At 64.9% G+C, this 14,700-nt stretch carries 16 protein-coding genes; 7 read left to right on the plus strand and 9 right to left on the minus strand.

The window, feature by feature from the left end; genetic code table 11:
• Positions 1–31: 31 nt before the first annotated feature.
• Positions 32–616, plus strand: coding sequence for a hypothetical protein (locus AB5Y89_RS09800; protein ID WP_041212267.1), 585 nt, complete (start codon positions 32–34; stop codon positions 614–616).
• 81 nt (positions 617–697) lie between these two features.
• Here the strand turns inward: AB5Y89_RS09800 and AB5Y89_RS09805 are convergent, their stop codons facing one another.
• The 4 genes from AB5Y89_RS09805 to AB5Y89_RS09820 all read right to left on the minus strand — a co-directional run bounded on the left by AB5Y89_RS09805 (position 698) and on the right by AB5Y89_RS09820 (position 2,842).
• Positions 698–1,123, minus strand: coding sequence for a hypothetical protein (locus tag AB5Y89_RS09805; RefSeq protein WP_029313593.1), 426 nt, complete (start codon positions 1,121–1,123; stop codon positions 698–700).
• A gap of 223 nt (positions 1,124–1,346) precedes the next feature.
• On the minus strand, positions 1,347–2,093 hold the full coding sequence (locus AB5Y89_RS09810) for an SDR family oxidoreductase (RefSeq protein ID WP_124244416.1): 747 nt from the start codon (positions 2,091–2,093) through the stop codon (positions 1,347–1,349).
• Positions 2,094–2,135: 42 nt separating this feature from the next.
• Positions 2,136–2,372, minus strand: a complete 237-nt coding sequence (locus tag AB5Y89_RS09815) for a DUF3624 domain-containing protein (RefSeq protein ID WP_041212265.1) — start codon at positions 2,370–2,372, stop codon at positions 2,136–2,138.
• Positions 2,369–2,842, minus strand: coding sequence for a GNAT family N-acetyltransferase (locus tag AB5Y89_RS09820; RefSeq protein WP_124244417.1), 474 nt, complete (start codon positions 2,840–2,842; stop codon positions 2,369–2,371). Before AB5Y89_RS09820 ends, AB5Y89_RS09815 begins: the two co-directional genes overlap by 4 nt.
• 187 nt (positions 2,843–3,029) lie before the next feature.
• Between AB5Y89_RS09820 and AB5Y89_RS09825 the strand changes: the two genes are divergently transcribed.
• Entirely contained in the window at positions 3,030–4,472 is a 1,443-nt protein-coding gene (locus AB5Y89_RS09825) for a RimK family protein (RefSeq protein ID WP_048208957.1), read from the plus strand.
• Positions 4,473–4,496: 24 nt separating this feature from the next.
• On the plus strand, positions 4,497–5,027 hold the full coding sequence (locus tag AB5Y89_RS09830; RefSeq protein ID WP_039039793.1) for an MgtC/SapB family protein: 531 nt from the start codon (positions 4,497–4,499) through the stop codon (positions 5,025–5,027).
• 55 nt (positions 5,028–5,082) lie between these two features.
• Here the strand turns inward: AB5Y89_RS09830 and AB5Y89_RS09835 are convergent, their stop codons facing one another.
• A complete protein-coding gene (locus AB5Y89_RS09835) occupies positions 5,083–6,699 on the minus strand; it encodes an alpha-amylase family protein (RefSeq protein ID WP_214002862.1) in 1,617 nt (538 codons plus the stop codon).
• A 117-nt stretch (positions 6,700–6,816) separates the two neighbouring features.
• The gene (locus AB5Y89_RS09840) at positions 6,817–7,095 is read right to left on the minus strand and encodes a DUF2442 domain-containing protein (protein WP_043154040.1); all 279 of its coding nucleotides are present in this window, start codon (positions 7,093–7,095) and stop codon (positions 6,817–6,819) included.
• Between the two features lie 258 nt (positions 7,096–7,353).
• Between AB5Y89_RS09840 and AB5Y89_RS09845 the strand changes: the two genes are divergently transcribed.
• Positions 7,354–9,318, plus strand: a complete 1,965-nt coding sequence (locus tag AB5Y89_RS09845; protein ID WP_213319760.1) for an LTA synthase family protein — start codon at positions 7,354–7,356, stop codon at positions 9,316–9,318.
• A gap of 55 nt (positions 9,319–9,373) precedes the next feature.
• Here the strand turns inward: AB5Y89_RS09845 and AB5Y89_RS09850 are convergent, their stop codons facing one another.
• A complete protein-coding gene (locus tag AB5Y89_RS09850) occupies positions 9,374–9,844 on the minus strand; it encodes an Lrp/AsnC family transcriptional regulator (protein ID WP_010672715.1) in 471 nt (156 codons plus the stop codon).
• Between the two features lie 149 nt (positions 9,845–9,993).
• Between AB5Y89_RS09850 and AB5Y89_RS09855 the strand changes: the two genes are divergently transcribed.
• Positions 9,994–10,512, plus strand: coding sequence for a tyrosine-protein phosphatase (locus tag AB5Y89_RS09855; protein ID WP_010672714.1), 519 nt, complete (start codon positions 9,994–9,996; stop codon positions 10,510–10,512).
• A gap of 6 nt (positions 10,513–10,518) precedes the next feature.
• Here the strand turns inward: AB5Y89_RS09855 and metA are convergent, their stop codons facing one another.
• Positions 10,519–11,466, minus strand: coding sequence for a homoserine O-succinyltransferase (gene metA / locus AB5Y89_RS09860; protein WP_010672713.1), 948 nt, complete (start codon positions 11,464–11,466; stop codon positions 10,519–10,521).
• A gap of 144 nt (positions 11,467–11,610) precedes the next feature.
• On the opposite strand from metA, the gene AB5Y89_RS09865 reads away from it, so the two are divergent.
• Positions 11,611–12,855 (plus strand): HD-GYP domain-containing protein, encoded by a 1,245-nt coding sequence (locus tag AB5Y89_RS09865; protein ID WP_324021164.1) that lies wholly within the window; start codon positions 11,611–11,613, stop codon positions 12,853–12,855.
• A 28-nt stretch (positions 12,856–12,883) separates the two neighbouring features.
• Positions 12,884–14,059 carry a competence/damage-inducible protein A gene (locus tag AB5Y89_RS09870; RefSeq protein WP_368223653.1) on the plus strand — a complete coding sequence of 392 codons (1,176 nt, stop codon included), beginning with the start codon at positions 12,884–12,886 and terminating at the stop codon, positions 14,057–14,059.
• Here AB5Y89_RS09870 and AB5Y89_RS09875 read toward each other — a convergent pair.
• On the minus strand, positions 14,056–14,571 hold the full coding sequence (locus AB5Y89_RS09875; RefSeq protein WP_010672710.1) for a metal-dependent hydrolase: 516 nt from the start codon (positions 14,569–14,571) through the stop codon (positions 14,056–14,058). The two genes, AB5Y89_RS09870 and AB5Y89_RS09875, sit on opposite strands and share 4 nt — an antisense overlap.
• Positions 14,572–14,700: the final 129 nt, after the last annotated feature.

Consider the following 14,700-nt stretch of genomic DNA (forward strand, 5'->3'; position numbering starts at 1 on the left):
GGGTCCCTTTCCCACTCACAGGGTATCTATCATGAAACTGAAGCACGCCTGGATTGCGGGTGCCCTCACCCTCTGTGCCCCTCCCCTGCTCTATGCCGCAGAGGTCACCACCCATGTGGCCGTGGCCCCCGGACAAGCCAGTCTGGCCGAAGAACTGACGGCCAGGGCAACCGTCACCGCCATCGACCTGGCCACCCGCAAGGTCAGCCTGAAAAATGCCGAAGGGCAGACCCTGGACCTGATCGCCGGGGAGGAGGTGACCAACCTTCCCCAGCTCAAGGTGGGAGATGTCGTGGCCTTGAGATATCTGCAACTGCTGGACCTGACCCTGCTCAAGGGCACCGCCGGGGTGAGAAAACGGGTGGTGGAAGTAGAAGGGGGCAAGGCGGCCGCCGGGGAGAAACCCGCTGCCGGCGCCGGCATGCAGGTAACCATCTATGCCGACGTCATCGACGTGGACAAGGCGCACCAGACCATCCGGGTCAAGGGGGTCGACCATACCCTGACCCTCAAGGTGCAGGATCCGGCCCAGTTCGCCCTCATCGCCAAGGGGGACCAGATCAAGGCCGTGCAGACCACCGCCATCGCCATCGGGATCGCCCCCCAGAGTCCCTGAGCCCTGACCACGGCCTGCCAGCACCGTGGCAAGGGGGCAACCCCTTGCCTTTAACGCCCAAGGATTTCCGTTTGAATCACATCATGCCTGGGAGGCGGATTTGCCGGTGAGGCGATCCATGGCCTCCTTGAGCATGGCATCGCGCTGCGCGGCCAGGTCCTTGCTCTGCGTTTCGCGCTCCTCGGCAGAGAGCGTCTTGTCATCCGCTATCCCCTTGAGCTGACGCTCGAGATCGTCAAATTTTTTGCGATCAAAGCCCAGGGCCTTGTCCACCATCTGCTGCACCCGCGCATCCTTGACGCCACCGGTCAGGACTGTGTTCTTGCCGTTCCTGGCCAGATGCTCGTAGGTCAGCGCCTGCTGCGCCTTGCCGGTCAGCACCTGACTGGAGAGGCTGACCTGCTGAGACCAACCGCTCTGCTTGTCGTCGCTGTCGCTGAGGGTCGCCAGGGCACGGTTCTGGGACGCGCTCTGGGCAAGTTGATGACCATAGGGTTTGATATCCATGAAGGCTCCACGCTCACTGCCGGCCTCGCCGGCTCCGGGGATGGGTTCCCCGCCATGGGCCGGAGACAGCAAATTGCAGGCCAACTTGAGTACCCCCCTCTTCCGATGGTTCAGCACGGGTCACAGCACGCCTCCTTCTGCACTCCATGACGAGTGCGACCAGATCCATCAAAAAAGGCGCCCGAAGGCGCCTCTTGTGGACAGAAGTCGGCTCGTCATGACATCAGCGACGGCTGATGTGGAGCGGACCGAAGGTCTGGGCCACCGGCATGATCTCGATGCTGTTGATGTTGACGTGGGCAGGCTGCTCGCTGATCCAGAGTACGGTATTGGCGATGTCTTCCGGCAGGATGGCCTGCACCCCCTGATAGACGGTGGCCGCCTTGGCGTCGTCGCCGTGGAAGCGCACGTTGGAGAACTCGGTGCCGCCACACAGGCCGGGCTCCACGTTGGTGACACGCACCGCCGTGCCCGCCAGATCCGCACGCAGGTTGAGGCTGAACTGCTTCACGAACGCCTTGGTCGCGCCGTAGACGTTGCCGCCCGGATAGGGGTAGGTCCCTGCGATGGAGCCGATGTTGATGACGTGGCCGCGGTTGCGCGCCACCATGCCCGGCAACAGCAACCGGGTGATCAGAGCCAGGCCGCTGATGTTGGTGGCGATCATCTGCTCCCAGTCTTCCAGATCCGCCTTGTGGGCAGGCTCCAGCCCCAGTGCCAGGCCGGCGTTGTTGACCAGCAGGTCCACCTGTTGCCATTCGGTCGGCAGCGCCTCGATGGCGGCGCGGGTGGCAGCCTTGTCCTGGACATCGAACACCAGGGGCAGGAACTGCTCGCCCAGCTCCTCGGTCAGGGCGGCCAGCCGTTCGCCGCGGCGCCCGGTGCCGATCACCCGGTGGCCTGCGCTCACCAGCAGGCGGCTGATGGCCTCACCAAAGCCGGACGAGGCGCCCGTTACCATTGCAATCATGTGAACCTCCATTGTTATTTGTCTTCTTGAAAAATCAGCACGTTATATGTCGCGTTTCCCCAGCTTTCGCCATGCGAACACCGCCAGATGCAGCAGGAAGAGACCCGAGCCCCCCAGCGCAAACAGCAGGCCGGTCAGGGCGTTGACCGAGGTATCGGCGCCGCACCACCACCAGACCAGCCAGCCGACGACCCCGATGAGAAAGGTCTGGGCGGCGCAGACCGGGCAGCGCCCGAGCTTGGCCCTGATGGCCGTGGCCAGGCAATCCTCGCAACTCATGATGGCTCCTGCCGCTCATCCCCCAGCGCCAGCACCAGGCGGTGGGCATGCTGGCCGGGCCCGTAATAATCGGGCAGCCGTACCCCGGGGCGAAACCCCAGCCCCTGATAGAGGGTCCTGGCTTCTGGGTTGGCGTCGGCGACCTCGAGGCGAATCGCCCCCCAGCCGGCCTCGCGCCCTTCCCGGATCACCTGCTCCAGCAGGCGGCGTGCCCACCCCTGACGGCGGACGGTCCAGCGGATGGCGAGGGTCTGGATGATGAGACGATCCCAGCCTTTGTGCTCCAGCACGCTCAAATAGCCCATCACCTGCGCCTTCTCGTCTTGCAGCAGCAGGGTGCGCCCCTTGGCCTGATTGAGCAGATAGTGCCAGCGGCTGCGGCCGAAGGCGACCTCGGGGGGAAAACAGTAGCGTTCCAGCTTCACGATGGCGCCCAAATCATCGGCTCGGGCGGCGCGCACGGTCAACACGGGGAGTCCTTGTTCGGTTATTTATCCTCAGCACCAGAAATGCGACTTGTATCACAAGTTACCAAGGCAGAATATTAGGCACTGTAACCTCTTGTTTCCCCTCGCGCCATTGTCGTGCTTGTCGGTGCATCGAAGCCCACTGGGGATCCTGCCGTTTCTGGCAGTCCTTTCTGTGGAGCCTGAAAATATGAGTACCTATGTCATCGTCGAGGAGCCGGGCGACTGGCCCTGCCATGCCGACTATCTGCTGACCGCCCGCACCTACCTGCAACACGGTCTGCCCACCACAGGGGGGCGTCCGCGCATCATCAACCTCTGCCGCAGCCTGGAACACCTGGGGGCCGGTTATTACTGCTCCCTGCTGGCCCAGGCCCGCGGCCACCACTGCCTGCCGGGATTGCAGGCCATCAGCAGGCTGCAACCCCAGCAGCCTCCCGCCAAGCTGTGGCGCAAATTGCAGGGCTGGCTGGCCCAGCAGAGCGAAGACAGGATCCGGGTGCGCGCCATCTTCGGCCAGTGCGAACAGAGCGAGCTGGCGGGGCTCGCCCGCTATTACTACGGCCTGAGCCAGTTGCCGCTGCAGGAGCTGACCCTCAAGCGCGGTCGCCACGGCTGGTCGGTGCGCCAGCAGGAGAGCCTGTCACCGCTGGCGCTGAGCCCGAGCGAGAAGACGCTGATGGTGCAGCACGCCCAGGCGCTGGTGGGCACGGGGGACGAGGAGCAGACGGCGCCACGTTACCAGCTCGCCATCCTGGTCGACCCCAACGACGGCCGCGCCAGCAGCGATGCCCTGGCGCTGGAGCGTTTCATCAAGGCGGCCGCTGCCCAGGGGATCCAGGCCGAGATCCTGCCTCCCTCGGCCATAGAGCGGTTGCCGGAGTTCGACACCCTCTGGCTGCGCGCCGAGACCGCGGTCGGTCACTACACCTTCGAGTTTGCCCGCCGCGCCGAGCAGCTCAAGATGCCGGTCATCGACAGCTCCCGTGCCATCCTCGCCTGCAGCAACAAGCTCTATCTCTACGAGCTGATGGTGCGCAGCGGCGTGCCCATGCCCCCCACCACCGTCGTGACCCGCCGCGGCCGCCAGCATGTGGACGAACTGGTGCAGCGCCTCGGTCTGCCGCTGATGGTGAAGATCCCCGACGGCGCCCAGGGGCGCGACCTCGCCATGGCCAGCGATGACATCCAGCTCGCCCGCCTGCTGGACGAGGGGCTGGCCCGCTCCGCCCTGCTGCTGGTCCAGAGCCGGATCCCTGCCGAGTTCGACTGGCGCATCGGCTTTCTCGACGGCTCGCCGCTGTTCGCCTGCCGCCGCTACCGACCCGAACCCGGCAACCGCATCCGTCGCCGCAAACACCCCCTCGACATGAGCCGCATCGAGGCGCTGCCCCTCAGCGACGTGCCGGAGCGGGTGCTGCAAACCGCCCGCCGCGCCGTGCACCAGCTAGGCAACGGCCTGTTCGGGGTGGATCTGCGCCAGCAGGGTCAGGGCTGCGTGTTGCTGGAAATCATCGACAACCCCTGGATACGTGGCGATATTGAAGACAGGGAGGCAAAGGACCTCTACGAGCGCCTCGCCCGGGCCTTCCGCCAGCGGCTGGAGAACCGGGGGCAGAGCGCGACAGGATAACAAGCATCGCGAGCAGAGGTGGATATGATGACAATGCAGTGGTGGGACATCGCGCCCCTTGGCTGGGAGAACATCCTGGTCTGTCTGGTGTGTGGCACCCTGGTGGGGCTGGAGCGGCAGCTTCGCGGCAAGCCGGTGGGGATCCGCACCTCTTCCCTCATCGTGCTCGGCACCTACTGTTTTCTCGCTATCGGCGCCGCCGTCAGTCCTCAGGGCGCCGATCAGGCGCGGGTGCTGGGTCAGCTCATCACCGGGGTCGGCTTTCTCGGGGCCGGGGTCATGATGACCCGGGATGGTCAGGTGCTGGGGGTGACCTCCGCCGCCGCCATCTGGATGCTGGCCGCCCTCGGCGCCCTCATCGGCATGGACATGCTGCATCAGGCGCTGCTGCTCACCGTCGTCACCCTCTCCATCCTGGTGGGGGTGGACTATCTGGAAGCCAGCTTCAAGAGCCTGCGCCGCGGGGTGCACAACCGGCTGGAACACTGGCGCCACGGGGCCGAGCCCTCGGTCTCTTCCCGCCGGGACGATCTGGGCAGCGGCATCGAGAAGTAAGCCGCCACCATGAAAAAGGGCTCCATCATGGAGCCCTTTTTGTTGCCTGCCTCCCTCAGCGCACCAGCAGGAAGCGGCCAGTGAGGGGTGGCAAGTCCACCGTCACGCTGCTGCCACCGATGGCCAGATTCTCGCCGCTCTGCAGATCCACCAGGGCGCTGCCGCTGCGCAGCTTGCCGACCGGCACCGCGTAGCTCTGGGGCGTGGTGGAGACGTTGAGCAGGTAGACTACTTGCTCGCCAGCCGTCTGCTTGATGTCGCCATAGACGCTCCCCTCGGCCACCAGCTTGACCCGCTCCCCCTGATAGAGGGCCGGGTGCCCGGCGCGCAAGGCCAGCAGATCGCTCAGCCACTGCTTGAGCTCGGCCTGCTCGCTGCTCGGCACGAAGCCGGTGACACCGGGAACCTTGCCATCGCTGCGGGCCACGTGATCATCGCAGAGCCCCTGGGCCGCACAGTCGCCCCCCACCTGACTGGCAAAGCCAGGCACCTCGTCGCCAAACTCCTCGCCATAGTAGAAGGTAATGGGACCGGAGCGGGCGGCCATGAAGCTGAAGGCCGCCTTGTGGCGTTGCCAGTAGTCCGCCCCATTGAAGTTGCCCCGCTCCAGCAGATCGCCGAAGCGCACCAGATCGTGGTTGCCCAGCATCAGGTTGGGCATGGCGTGGTCCGGGTAGTTCTCCACCTTGTTCCAGCTGGCGTCGAGCACGCTGGCCCCCTGCCCGCCCTTGCCGGACTCTTCCACCGCCAGCGCCTGTACCAGGCCGTAGCGCAGGGGGAAGTCGAACGCCGAAGAGAGCGCCGGGTTGTCGCTCGGGCCATAGGCCTGGGCGCGGATCTCGTCGGCGCCCTTCCACACTTCCCCCACCATGTAGCCGAGGGTGCCCCACTGCTGGCCGGCGGCCTTGCGCGCCGCGCTGGCCTGCGCCACTTCGCTGCGAATGGCGCGCCAGTCATCCAGCCCCAACTGATAAGCCTGATCGAGGCGCCAGCCGTCGATGCCGTACTGCTCGACCCAGTAACGGGCCACCTCCTTGAAGTAGGCCAGACTCTCGGGCTGGCCGTAATCCACCAGCTGACCCGGGTAGCCTGCGCCGCCGCTCTTGAGGGCAGGCAGCCGCCCCTCTGGTGAAGGCTTGCTCACCCCCACCTTGTTGACGTGGCCGAACACCCCGTCGAGGAAGACATAGAGCCCGCGCTGGTGCGCCCCGTCCACCAGTTTTTTAAGCTGGGCGTTGCTGCCGAAGTTGGGATCCACGTTGAAGAAGTCGCAGGCGAAGTAGCCGGTGGCATCCAGCCGGTCGTCCCCGGCCTGGCCGGCGCAGGAGTCAAACACCGGCGTGAGCCAGATGGCGTTGACGTTGAGGCTCTTGATGTGGTCGAGGCTGTCGATGATCCCCTGCAGATCGCCGTTGTGCCGGGAGGGGCCGTAGCCGACGCCGTAGTTGGCGCTGCCGTCGCCGTCGACGAAGGACTCCACCATCACCTGGTAGGTGCGCAGGTTGCAGGCTGGCTGATCATTGCCATAGCAGGCGCGACTGGCCGACGCGGGGGGCGGATTGACCACCGGGGGCTGGGGGTCGCTGCTGCCACCGCCTCCCCCGCTGCCGCAAGCCGTCAGTAACAGGGCGGCCCCGATGAGGCCGCCACGACGCAACGTTCCTTGTTTCATTGTTATGTTCCCGCTGTGGTGGATGGGCGCCCAAAGCGCCGCACTGGGGTCATGATAACGACCTGACCGACGCGGGTCTGTGACTGAAAACGTTACCTGACTCAACGAGTTAGCATGTCAGAAGCGATGCATGTTGCGATCGGGGAAGGCGGCGCGCTCGTCGATGGGCAGGATCAGGTGGTAGACCTCGTGGGCCGCCAGGGTGAAGCCCGAGGGCCATGCCAGTTGATGGCGATGATCGATGAAGACACGGGCGAAGCGACGCTCGGTCTCCATGGCCGCAAACAGCGGCTGGCCGCGCCAGGGGGTGAGATCCAGCACGCCTGTGGTGCCGTCGGAGAGCACCACGAACAGAGACCAGCCCTGCATATATTCCACATCGATGAAGACCGGCATCCCTTCGGCTCCGATTGAGAAATCCGGCGCCATTATAGGCACGACCATTGTCTTGATGTGCCAGCAGGATCACAGTTTCCCCAGCGTTTTATGCTCTCTTCGAACCCTGCATCCCGTCACAAAAAAATCATAAAACGTGCCAACTTCTCCATTTATACCCCATGCCCATGCAACCTTTGCCAGGCGCCACTGTCATACTCCTGCACCATAACAACAATGCGCCCGGGGACTGGGCGCAAACAGGTTTGCAGGAACAATATGACCACCATCAAACAATGGCTGGGACCGGTTTGGCCCATCGCCGTCTTTTCATTGATCGCGCTCATCTCCCTGACCGTCAGCCGCCTTGGCCTGGGGCTCTGGCAACTGGAACGGGTGGATGCCGTCTCTGGCTGGCAGGAGATGCTGCTGCAAGGCATTCGCGTCGACATTGCCACCCTCTGCTGGGTCTGGGGCGTACCCGCCGTCTTGACCCAGTTGCTGGCCGGGCCCCACGCGCCGGGGCGGCTCTGGATGCAGCTTATCCGGATCTGGCTCACCCTGGGGCTCTGGCTGATGCTCTTTCTCGAGATCTCCACTCCCGCCTTCGTCACCGAATACGGGGTACGCCCCAACCGCCTCTATGTGGAGTACCTCATCTATCCGAAGGAGGTGCTCTCCATGCTGTGGGCTGGCCGCAAGGGCGAGCTGCTGCTGGCCGTGATCTTCAGCGGCGCCGTGCTGGGCGGTGGCTGGTGGCTGAGCGGCCGCCTGGTGCGTGACCTAAGCTTCCCCCGCTGGTACTGGCGCCCCGCCTTCGCCCTGCTGATCCTCGCCGTCGGCTTCCTCGGCGCCCGCTCCAGTCTCGGCCATCGCGCCCTGAATCCGGCCATGGTGGCCTTTGCCGACGATCCCCTGGTCAACGCCCTCACCGTCAACTCCGCCTACTCCCTCTTCTTTGCCATCAAGCAGATGGGGGCCGAGGAGGACGCCAGCCAGTTTTACGGCAAGATGGCTGACCATCAGGTACTCGACATAGTCCGCGAGGAGAGCGGTCGCCCTCTCGGCGATTTCACCTCTGCCGATCTGCCAAGTCAGACCTTCAACACGGCCAGCTACCAGGGCAAGCCCAAAAACCTGGTGATCCTGCTGCAAGAGAGTCTGGGGGCCCAGTTCGTCGGCTCCCTCGGCGGCCTGCCGCTCACCCCGAACATCGATGCCTTGTCGAAAGAGGGTTGGGCGTTCGAGCAGCTCTACGCCACCGGTACCCGTTCGGTACGCGGCATCGAGGCGGTGCTCACCGGCTTCACGCCGACCCCGGCCCAGGCCGTGGTCAAGCTCGGCAAGAGCCAGACCAACTTCTTCACCATCGCCGACCTGCTCAAGCAGCGAGGCTATGACACCAGCTTCATCTATGGTGGCGAGAGCCACTTCGACAACATGCGCAGCTTCTTCCTCGGCAATGGCTTCACCACCATCGTCGAGCAGAAGGACTTCAAGAACCCGGTGTTCGAGGGATCCTGGGGCGCCTCGGATGAAGATTTGATGGCCAAGGCCAACGAGACCTTCGCGGCGCTGCACAAGGAGGGCAAACCCTTCTTCAGCCTGGTGTTCAGCTCCAGCAACCACGATCCCTTCGAATTCCCCGACAACCGCATCGCCCTGTACGAGCAGCCCAAGCAGACCCGCAACAACGCCGCCAAGTACGCGGACTACGCCGTCGGCGAGTTCTTCAAGAAGGCCAGGGCATCGGACTACTGGAAGGACACCCTGTTCCTGGTCATCGCCGATCACGACAGCCGGGTCGGGGGAGCCAGCCTGGTGCCCATCCCCCGCTTCCACATCCCGGGGGTCATTCTGGGGGACGGCATAGCACCGAGAAAGGACCCCCGCATCGTCAGCCAGATCGACATGGCCCCGACCCTGCTCTCCCTCATGGGCATCAGTGCCGACTACCCCATGCTGGGCAAGGATCTCACCCGCATGCCCGCCGACTGGCCGGGACGCGCCATTATGCAGTACGACAAGAACTTCGCCCTGATGCGCGGCAAGGACGTGGTGATCCTGCAGCCCGAGCGGGCGCCGGAAGGCTTCATCTACGAGGATGCGACCGAAACGCTCACCCCGGCGCAGCAGCCGGACACCATGAAAGATGCCGCCCTGGGGCTGGTCCTGTGGGGCAGCCTGGCCTATCAGCAGGGGCTCTACCGGACGGCGCAGGACAGCCGGCTGGCTCTCAACTGAGGAACCGCCCACAAAAAAACCGCCCTCGGGCGGTTTTTTCTTGCGGCTAGCCCCGTCAGGGGTGGGGGAAGCAGGGAAGCGAGCGGCTGAACCTGTGCTCGAACACCAGGGAGGTCTCGAGGTGCACCACCTCTTCCCGGGAGGTGAAGTGATCGAAGACGAAATTGCGCAGGTGTTCGGTATCGGAGACGCACAGGTGCACCAGGAAATCATCCTTGCCGCCCATGTGGAACAGGCTGATCACCTCGGGCAGGGCCAGGATGGCGTCGCGAAACGCATCGATGATCTGGCGGCTGTGACGGGCCAGTTGCAGGGAGACCATGGCCTGGATGTGACCGCCCAGGGCCTGGTAATCCACCTCGCAGTGCGCCCCCTTGAGCACGCCATCCTGCTGCAGCTTGCGCACCCGCTCCAGACAGGTGGACGGCGCCACCCCGACCAGGGCCGCCAAATCCTTGTTGGTCATGCCCGCATCGCGAAACAGATGGGCCAGGATGTCCAAGTCCAGTTGATCCAGGTTTCTCATCTTTACTCCTTGCATCGCTCGATTTTTTTAGACTCTGCCCGTAAACCGGGCCGAACACAACGCAGATTGACATCGCCTCCGGCCCCTCTATGCTGTGCCGCACCCGCGGGATGCCGATCCCGTTGACCCCGACCACCACGAGGAACCCCATGCTCAGTGCCCATCCCTTCTGGAGCCTGGACGTTCCACGGCTCGACGGCCAGCTCCTGCTCACCCCCTGCCCCGGCAGCCAGCAGGTCCCCATGGCCGACGCCCTTGCCCAGTTGCAGCTGGCCGGTGCCGGCGGGGTGCTGACCCTGATGACGGTGGAGGAACTGGCCCTGTGCGGGCCCCTCTCTCTCGGGCAGCTGGTGCAGGCCAGAGGCATGAGCTGGTTCCATCTGCCCATTGCGGATGACGAGGCACCGGATGCCGCCTTCGAACAGGCCTGGCCCGGGGTGCAACCCCGACTGCTCGCCCTGCTACGCGAGGGACGGCACCTTGCCATTCACTGCCACGGAGGAAGCGGGCGTACCGGGCTGGCGGCCGCCCTGCTGCTGATGACCCAGGGGCTGCCCCAGCAGGAGGCCATGACCCTCATCCGGGCCAGACGGCCACGGGCCTTCACCCTGGCCTGCCACCGTCACTGGCTCGATACCCGTGGGCGGCGGCTGGCCGGAGCGGACTGATGGGCTCTATCCCTTGGGCTGCTGGTAGGTAAACACCTTGCCGATGTCTTCCACCTTGTAGCTGGTCAACTGGTAGACGTAATAGTTGAGCCAGTTGGAAAACAGCAGGTGACCGTGGCTACGCCAGGTGGCGCGCGGGGTCTGGCTTGGGTCGTTGTTCGGGTAATAGTTGACCGGAATGACGGGGGTGAGCCCGGCTGCCAGATCCCGCCGGTATTCCCCATCCAGGGTCAGGGCGTCATATTCCGGATGGCCGGTGACGAACACCTGGCGACAATCCTTGGTGGCGGCCAGATAGACGCCCGCCTCTTCCGACTCGGCGAAGATCTGCAGATCGGTGTGGGCGCGGATGAGATCCCCGTCGAAGGCCGCATAACGGGAGTGGGGCGCCACGAATTCGTCATCGAAGCCGCGCAGCAGCGCCTCGTGCTCGTCGAGGCGGTGGTGGCGATAGACCCCGGAGAGCTTCTCGCCGTGGGTCTGCTTTTCCATGCCGTACAAGGCTTTCAGCGCCGCCTGCACCGCCCAGCAGAGGAAGAGGGTGGAGGTGACATGCTGATGGGACCACTCGATGATCTCGACGATGCGTGGCCAATAGACCACCTCCTCGAACTCCACCAGCCCGAGCGGCGCCCCCGTGATGATCATGCCGTCGTAGTTGTTGCCTCTCACCTGCTCGAAGTCGTGATAGAAGTTCTCCAGGTGCGCCTGGGGCGTGTTTTTCGACTCCCGATCGTCGATGCGCAACAGATCCACGTCCACCTGCAAGGGCGAGTTGGAGAGCATCCGCATCAGCTGGATCTCGGTTTCTATCTTCTTGGGCATCAGATTGAGGATGAGCACCCGCAGCGGGCGGATGTTCTGGGTGACGGCCCGGGATTCCGTCATCACGAAGATGTTCTCCTGCCCCAGCACTTCGGCGGCGGGCAACTGGTCCGGGATCTTGATCGGCATGCTGACTCCCTGTACTGCATCGGTAAATATGTCTGGACATCTAGAAGCCTATAATAAAGCGCTCCCGCTGTCATCAGATACCTTTTGTATTCACCCCGCCCTTTGACTAGCATACGGCTCAGTGTGTCCCTCGTGCCCAACCCCATGACAGGAATCAAGATCTCCGTAGAACGGCTGCAAGTCGGCAATTATGTCTCCCTGCCTTTGGGATGGCGTGAGCACCCGTTTCTGTTCTCCAGCTTCAAGCTCAAGAGCGAGGAGGAGATCGAGCTCATTCGTCGCCTTGGCCTCAAGCTGGTGACCATCATTCCCGACAAGAGCGACACGCCGCCCAAGCCCCTCGGACAAACCCAGTCCCAGGCGGATGAGGTTGAAGGAGAGGGTCTTGTCGCCCGCCAGGAGGAGATGCAGCAGGAGAAACTGCGGCGCATCGAGCAGTTGCAGCGCTATCGCCGCGACCTGCAGCAGTGCGAGAAACAGTTCCGCCAATCCCTGGCCCAGGTGCGCAACCTCATGGGCAAGATCCAGTCCCGCCCCCTCAACGCCATCAGCGAGGCCCAGGAGCTGATCAACGCCATGACGGAGCAGCTCCTCTCGGTGGACGAGATGGTGCTGCACCTGGTCTCTGACAGCGATGATGGCAACAGCCTGCAGTTTCACTCCCTCAACGTCAGCGTGCTCAGCATGCTGCTCGCCCGGGAGTGCAAGTTGCCGGCCGAGGCAATCCGCCAGGTCGGCATGGGGGCCCTGTTCCACGACATCGGCAAGCTGAGGATCCCGAGCCAGATCCTGCGCAAGACGGAGCCGCTGACCAAGCCGGAGCAGAACCTGATGGCCCAGCATCCCCGCTACGGCCTGGAACTGCTGGGGCTCGTCAGCGATTTTCCGGAAGCGGCCAAGCAGATAGTGCAGAACCACCACGAGTACCTGGACGGCACCGGCCCCCATGGGCTCAAGGGGGATCAGCTCGATCCCCTCACCCAGATCGTCTCCCTCATCAACGAGTACGACAACCTCTGCCACCTGGAGGCCAAGGTGCCCTACGCGGCCCTCGGCAGCCTCTACAAGCAGCGCAAGTCCCAGTTCAACGCCGATCACCTCGGCATGCTGATCCGACTGATGGGGGTCTACCCCCCGGGTAGCGTGGTGCAGCTCTCCAACGGCCAGGTGGGGCTGGTGATGTCGGTCAACGCCTCCCGCCTGCTCTACCCCGCCGTGCTGGTATACGACCCCCGCATTCCGCGCCAGGAGGCGGCCATCATCGACCTCGACGCGGCCGGGCTGACCATCGCCAAGGTGATCCAGCCCAAACGCCTGCCCCCGGCGGTGTTCGAATACCTCAACCCCCGCACCCGGATCAGCTACTACTTCGAACACGGCAAGCCCTGAGAGGGCTGGCCCCACCCAAGGAGTCCCCATGCGCATCGAGATCATCAGCACAGGCGACGAGATAGTGACCGGCCTGGTGGTGGATACCAATGCCGCCTGGCTCAGCGCCCTCTTGCTGGAGCAGGGCTGGCAGGTGCGCCGCCGCGCCACCGTGGGGGACAACCTCGCGGATCTGACAGCCGTGCTGCAGGAGAGCGCCAACCGCGCCGAGGTGGTCCTGGTGTGCGGGGGGCTCGGCCCCACTGCGGACGACCTCACCGCCCAGGCCGCGGCCGAGGCGTTTGACCAGCCCCTGACCCTGTTCCCGGACTGGCTCGCCACCATGGCCGAACGCTATGCCAGCCGGGGCCGCACCATGGCCCGGAGCAACACCAAGCAGGCCTGGCTGCCCCGGGACTGCGAGATCCTCGGCAACCCGGTGGGCACCGCCTGCGGCTTTGTGGTCTGCCACCCGGCCAGCCACGGCCAGAGCCGGCTCTTCTTCACCCCGGGCGTGCCGTTCGAGTTCAAGCAGATGGTGCGCGAACAGATCATGCCCCGCCTCAAGGTGCTGGCCGGGGAAGAGACGGACACCGAGCTGCGCCGTTTCTACACCTTCGGCGTCTCGGAGTCCGCCCTCAGCGACATGCTGGATGCGGCCCCCTGGCCTGCCGGCATCGAGCTGGGCTACCGCTCCTCCATGCCCCTCATCGAGCTCAAGCTCATCGGTCACGGTGCCAGCACCGCCGACATGGACGCCGCCGAGGCGAGGCTGCTTGCGGCCATCGCCCCCTGGCTGGTGGGGCGTGGCAACGAGGCGCCTGCCAGCCAGATCCTGGCCCTGCTGGGGGAGCGGCCGCTGCACCTGCAAGAAGGAGAGAGCCGGGGCGCCCTGCTGACCATGTGTCACGGGCACCCGGCCCTGACCGCCGGCTTCAGCCACACCCTGAGCGACGACCTCACTCAACTGGCTGTGCCCGCCGCCCCCCTGAGCCTCACCATAGGCCGTGCCGGGCCGGACGGCGTGCCGCTGCTGCTCTGCGCCGACGGGCAACTGCACGGCCAGACGCTCAAGGTCAGCCACCCGGATCCCGCGAGCGGTCGCCGGATCCTCGCCTTCGCCGCCCTCGACATGCTGCGCCGCCACCTGCTGGGGCTGCCGGTGCTCGCCGATTACCTCACCCTGACCCGAACGGCCAGGTGCCAGGAGGGCGCCCGGGGCTAGAAGTGAGCCAAGCCTGCGCCGCCATGGACCCAGTACCCGGCAAGCGCCAGGGTCAGCAGGCAGAAGGCCCTCTCGTAGCCCCCGCCGCTCTTGAGGGGCAGGCCGGGCAGGCGAAAGCGCCGACGCCAGGGCCAGAGCAGGGGAATGCCCATGGGGGTGAGCCAGTCCCCCAGCAGATGGCTGAGATAGCCCACGATGAGGGCATCCTTCACCGCCCCCGACAGCAACCAGGGGGCTTCCACCTGGGCCAGCCCCCAGACCCCCATCCCCACCGCCAGCAGGCTGTGGGTGAAGCCGCGATGGCCGAACAGCCGGGAGAGCGGCCCCGAGATCCAGGGCAGTTGCCGCCCGAGCAGGGAGCGGGGGTGATCGAGATCCGGCAGCAGGGCGCTCGCCAGGGCCATGGGGACGATGTGCCACAGGCTGGCATCGGCCAGGGCCGGAGTCAGTTCGACCTTGTGGGCAAGCAGGACGCAGGTGACGGAAAACAGCAGGTGGCCTTGGGCGGTCATGGGGCTCGTTCGGTTGGACAGAAAAAGGGGCTGATCGGTGGCGACCAGGGTCCTCGCCCTGAGGCGGCGGCAGATTAAAATCCTTCTCTTCCTGCCTGGCAAGGTGATTTGCATCGCCACCTTCAACAT

The organism is Aeromonas sp. s4, assembly GCF_040907855.1.
GTDB lineage: Bacteria > Pseudomonadota > Gammaproteobacteria > Enterobacterales > Aeromonadaceae > Aeromonas > Aeromonas caviae.

Bases quoted from the DNA above. Each gene is read 5' to 3' on its own strand.
- AB5Y89_RS09800 (WP_041212267.1), top strand. From the start codon at position 32: ATGAAACTGAAGCACGCCTGGATTGCGGGTGCCCTCACCCTCTGTGCC.
- AB5Y89_RS09805 (WP_029313593.1), bottom strand. From the start codon at position 1,123: ATGGATATCAAACCCTATGGTCATCAACTTGCCCAGAGCGCGTCCCAG.
- AB5Y89_RS09810 (WP_124244416.1), bottom strand. From the start codon at position 2,093: ATGATTGCAATGGTAACGGGCGCCTCGTCCGGCTTTGGTGAGGCCATC.
- AB5Y89_RS09815 (WP_041212265.1), bottom strand. From the start codon at position 2,372: ATGAGTTGCGAGGATTGCCTGGCCACGGCCATCAGGGCCAAGCTCGGG.
- AB5Y89_RS09825 (WP_048208957.1), top strand. From the start codon at position 3,030: ATGAGTACCTATGTCATCGTCGAGGAGCCGGGCGACTGGCCCTGCCAT.
- AB5Y89_RS09830 (WP_039039793.1), top strand. From the start codon at position 4,497: ATGATGACAATGCAGTGGTGGGACATCGCGCCCCTTGGCTGGGAGAAC.
- AB5Y89_RS09835 (WP_214002862.1), bottom strand. From the start codon at position 6,699: ATGAAACAAGGAACGTTGCGTCGTGGCGGCCTCATCGGGGCCGCCCTG.
- AB5Y89_RS09840 (WP_043154040.1), bottom strand. From the start codon at position 7,095: ATGCCGGTCTTCATCGATGTGGAATATATGCAGGGCTGGTCTCTGTTC.
- AB5Y89_RS09845 (WP_213319760.1), top strand. From the start codon at position 7,354: ATGACCACCATCAAACAATGGCTGGGACCGGTTTGGCCCATCGCCGTC.
- AB5Y89_RS09850 (WP_010672715.1), bottom strand. From the start codon at position 9,844: ATGAGAAACCTGGATCAACTGGACTTGGACATCCTGGCCCATCTGTTT.
- AB5Y89_RS09855 (WP_010672714.1), top strand. From the start codon at position 9,994: ATGCTCAGTGCCCATCCCTTCTGGAGCCTGGACGTTCCACGGCTCGAC.
- metA (WP_010672713.1), bottom strand. From the start codon at position 11,466: ATGCCGATCAAGATCCCGGACCAGTTGCCCGCCGCCGAAGTGCTGGGG.
- AB5Y89_RS09865 (WP_324021164.1), top strand. From the start codon at position 11,611: ATGACAGGAATCAAGATCTCCGTAGAACGGCTGCAAGTCGGCAATTAT.
- AB5Y89_RS09870 (WP_368223653.1), top strand. From the start codon at position 12,884: ATGCGCATCGAGATCATCAGCACAGGCGACGAGATAGTGACCGGCCTG.
- AB5Y89_RS09875 (WP_010672710.1), bottom strand. From the start codon at position 14,571: ATGACCGCCCAAGGCCACCTGCTGTTTTCCGTCACCTGCGTCCTGCTT.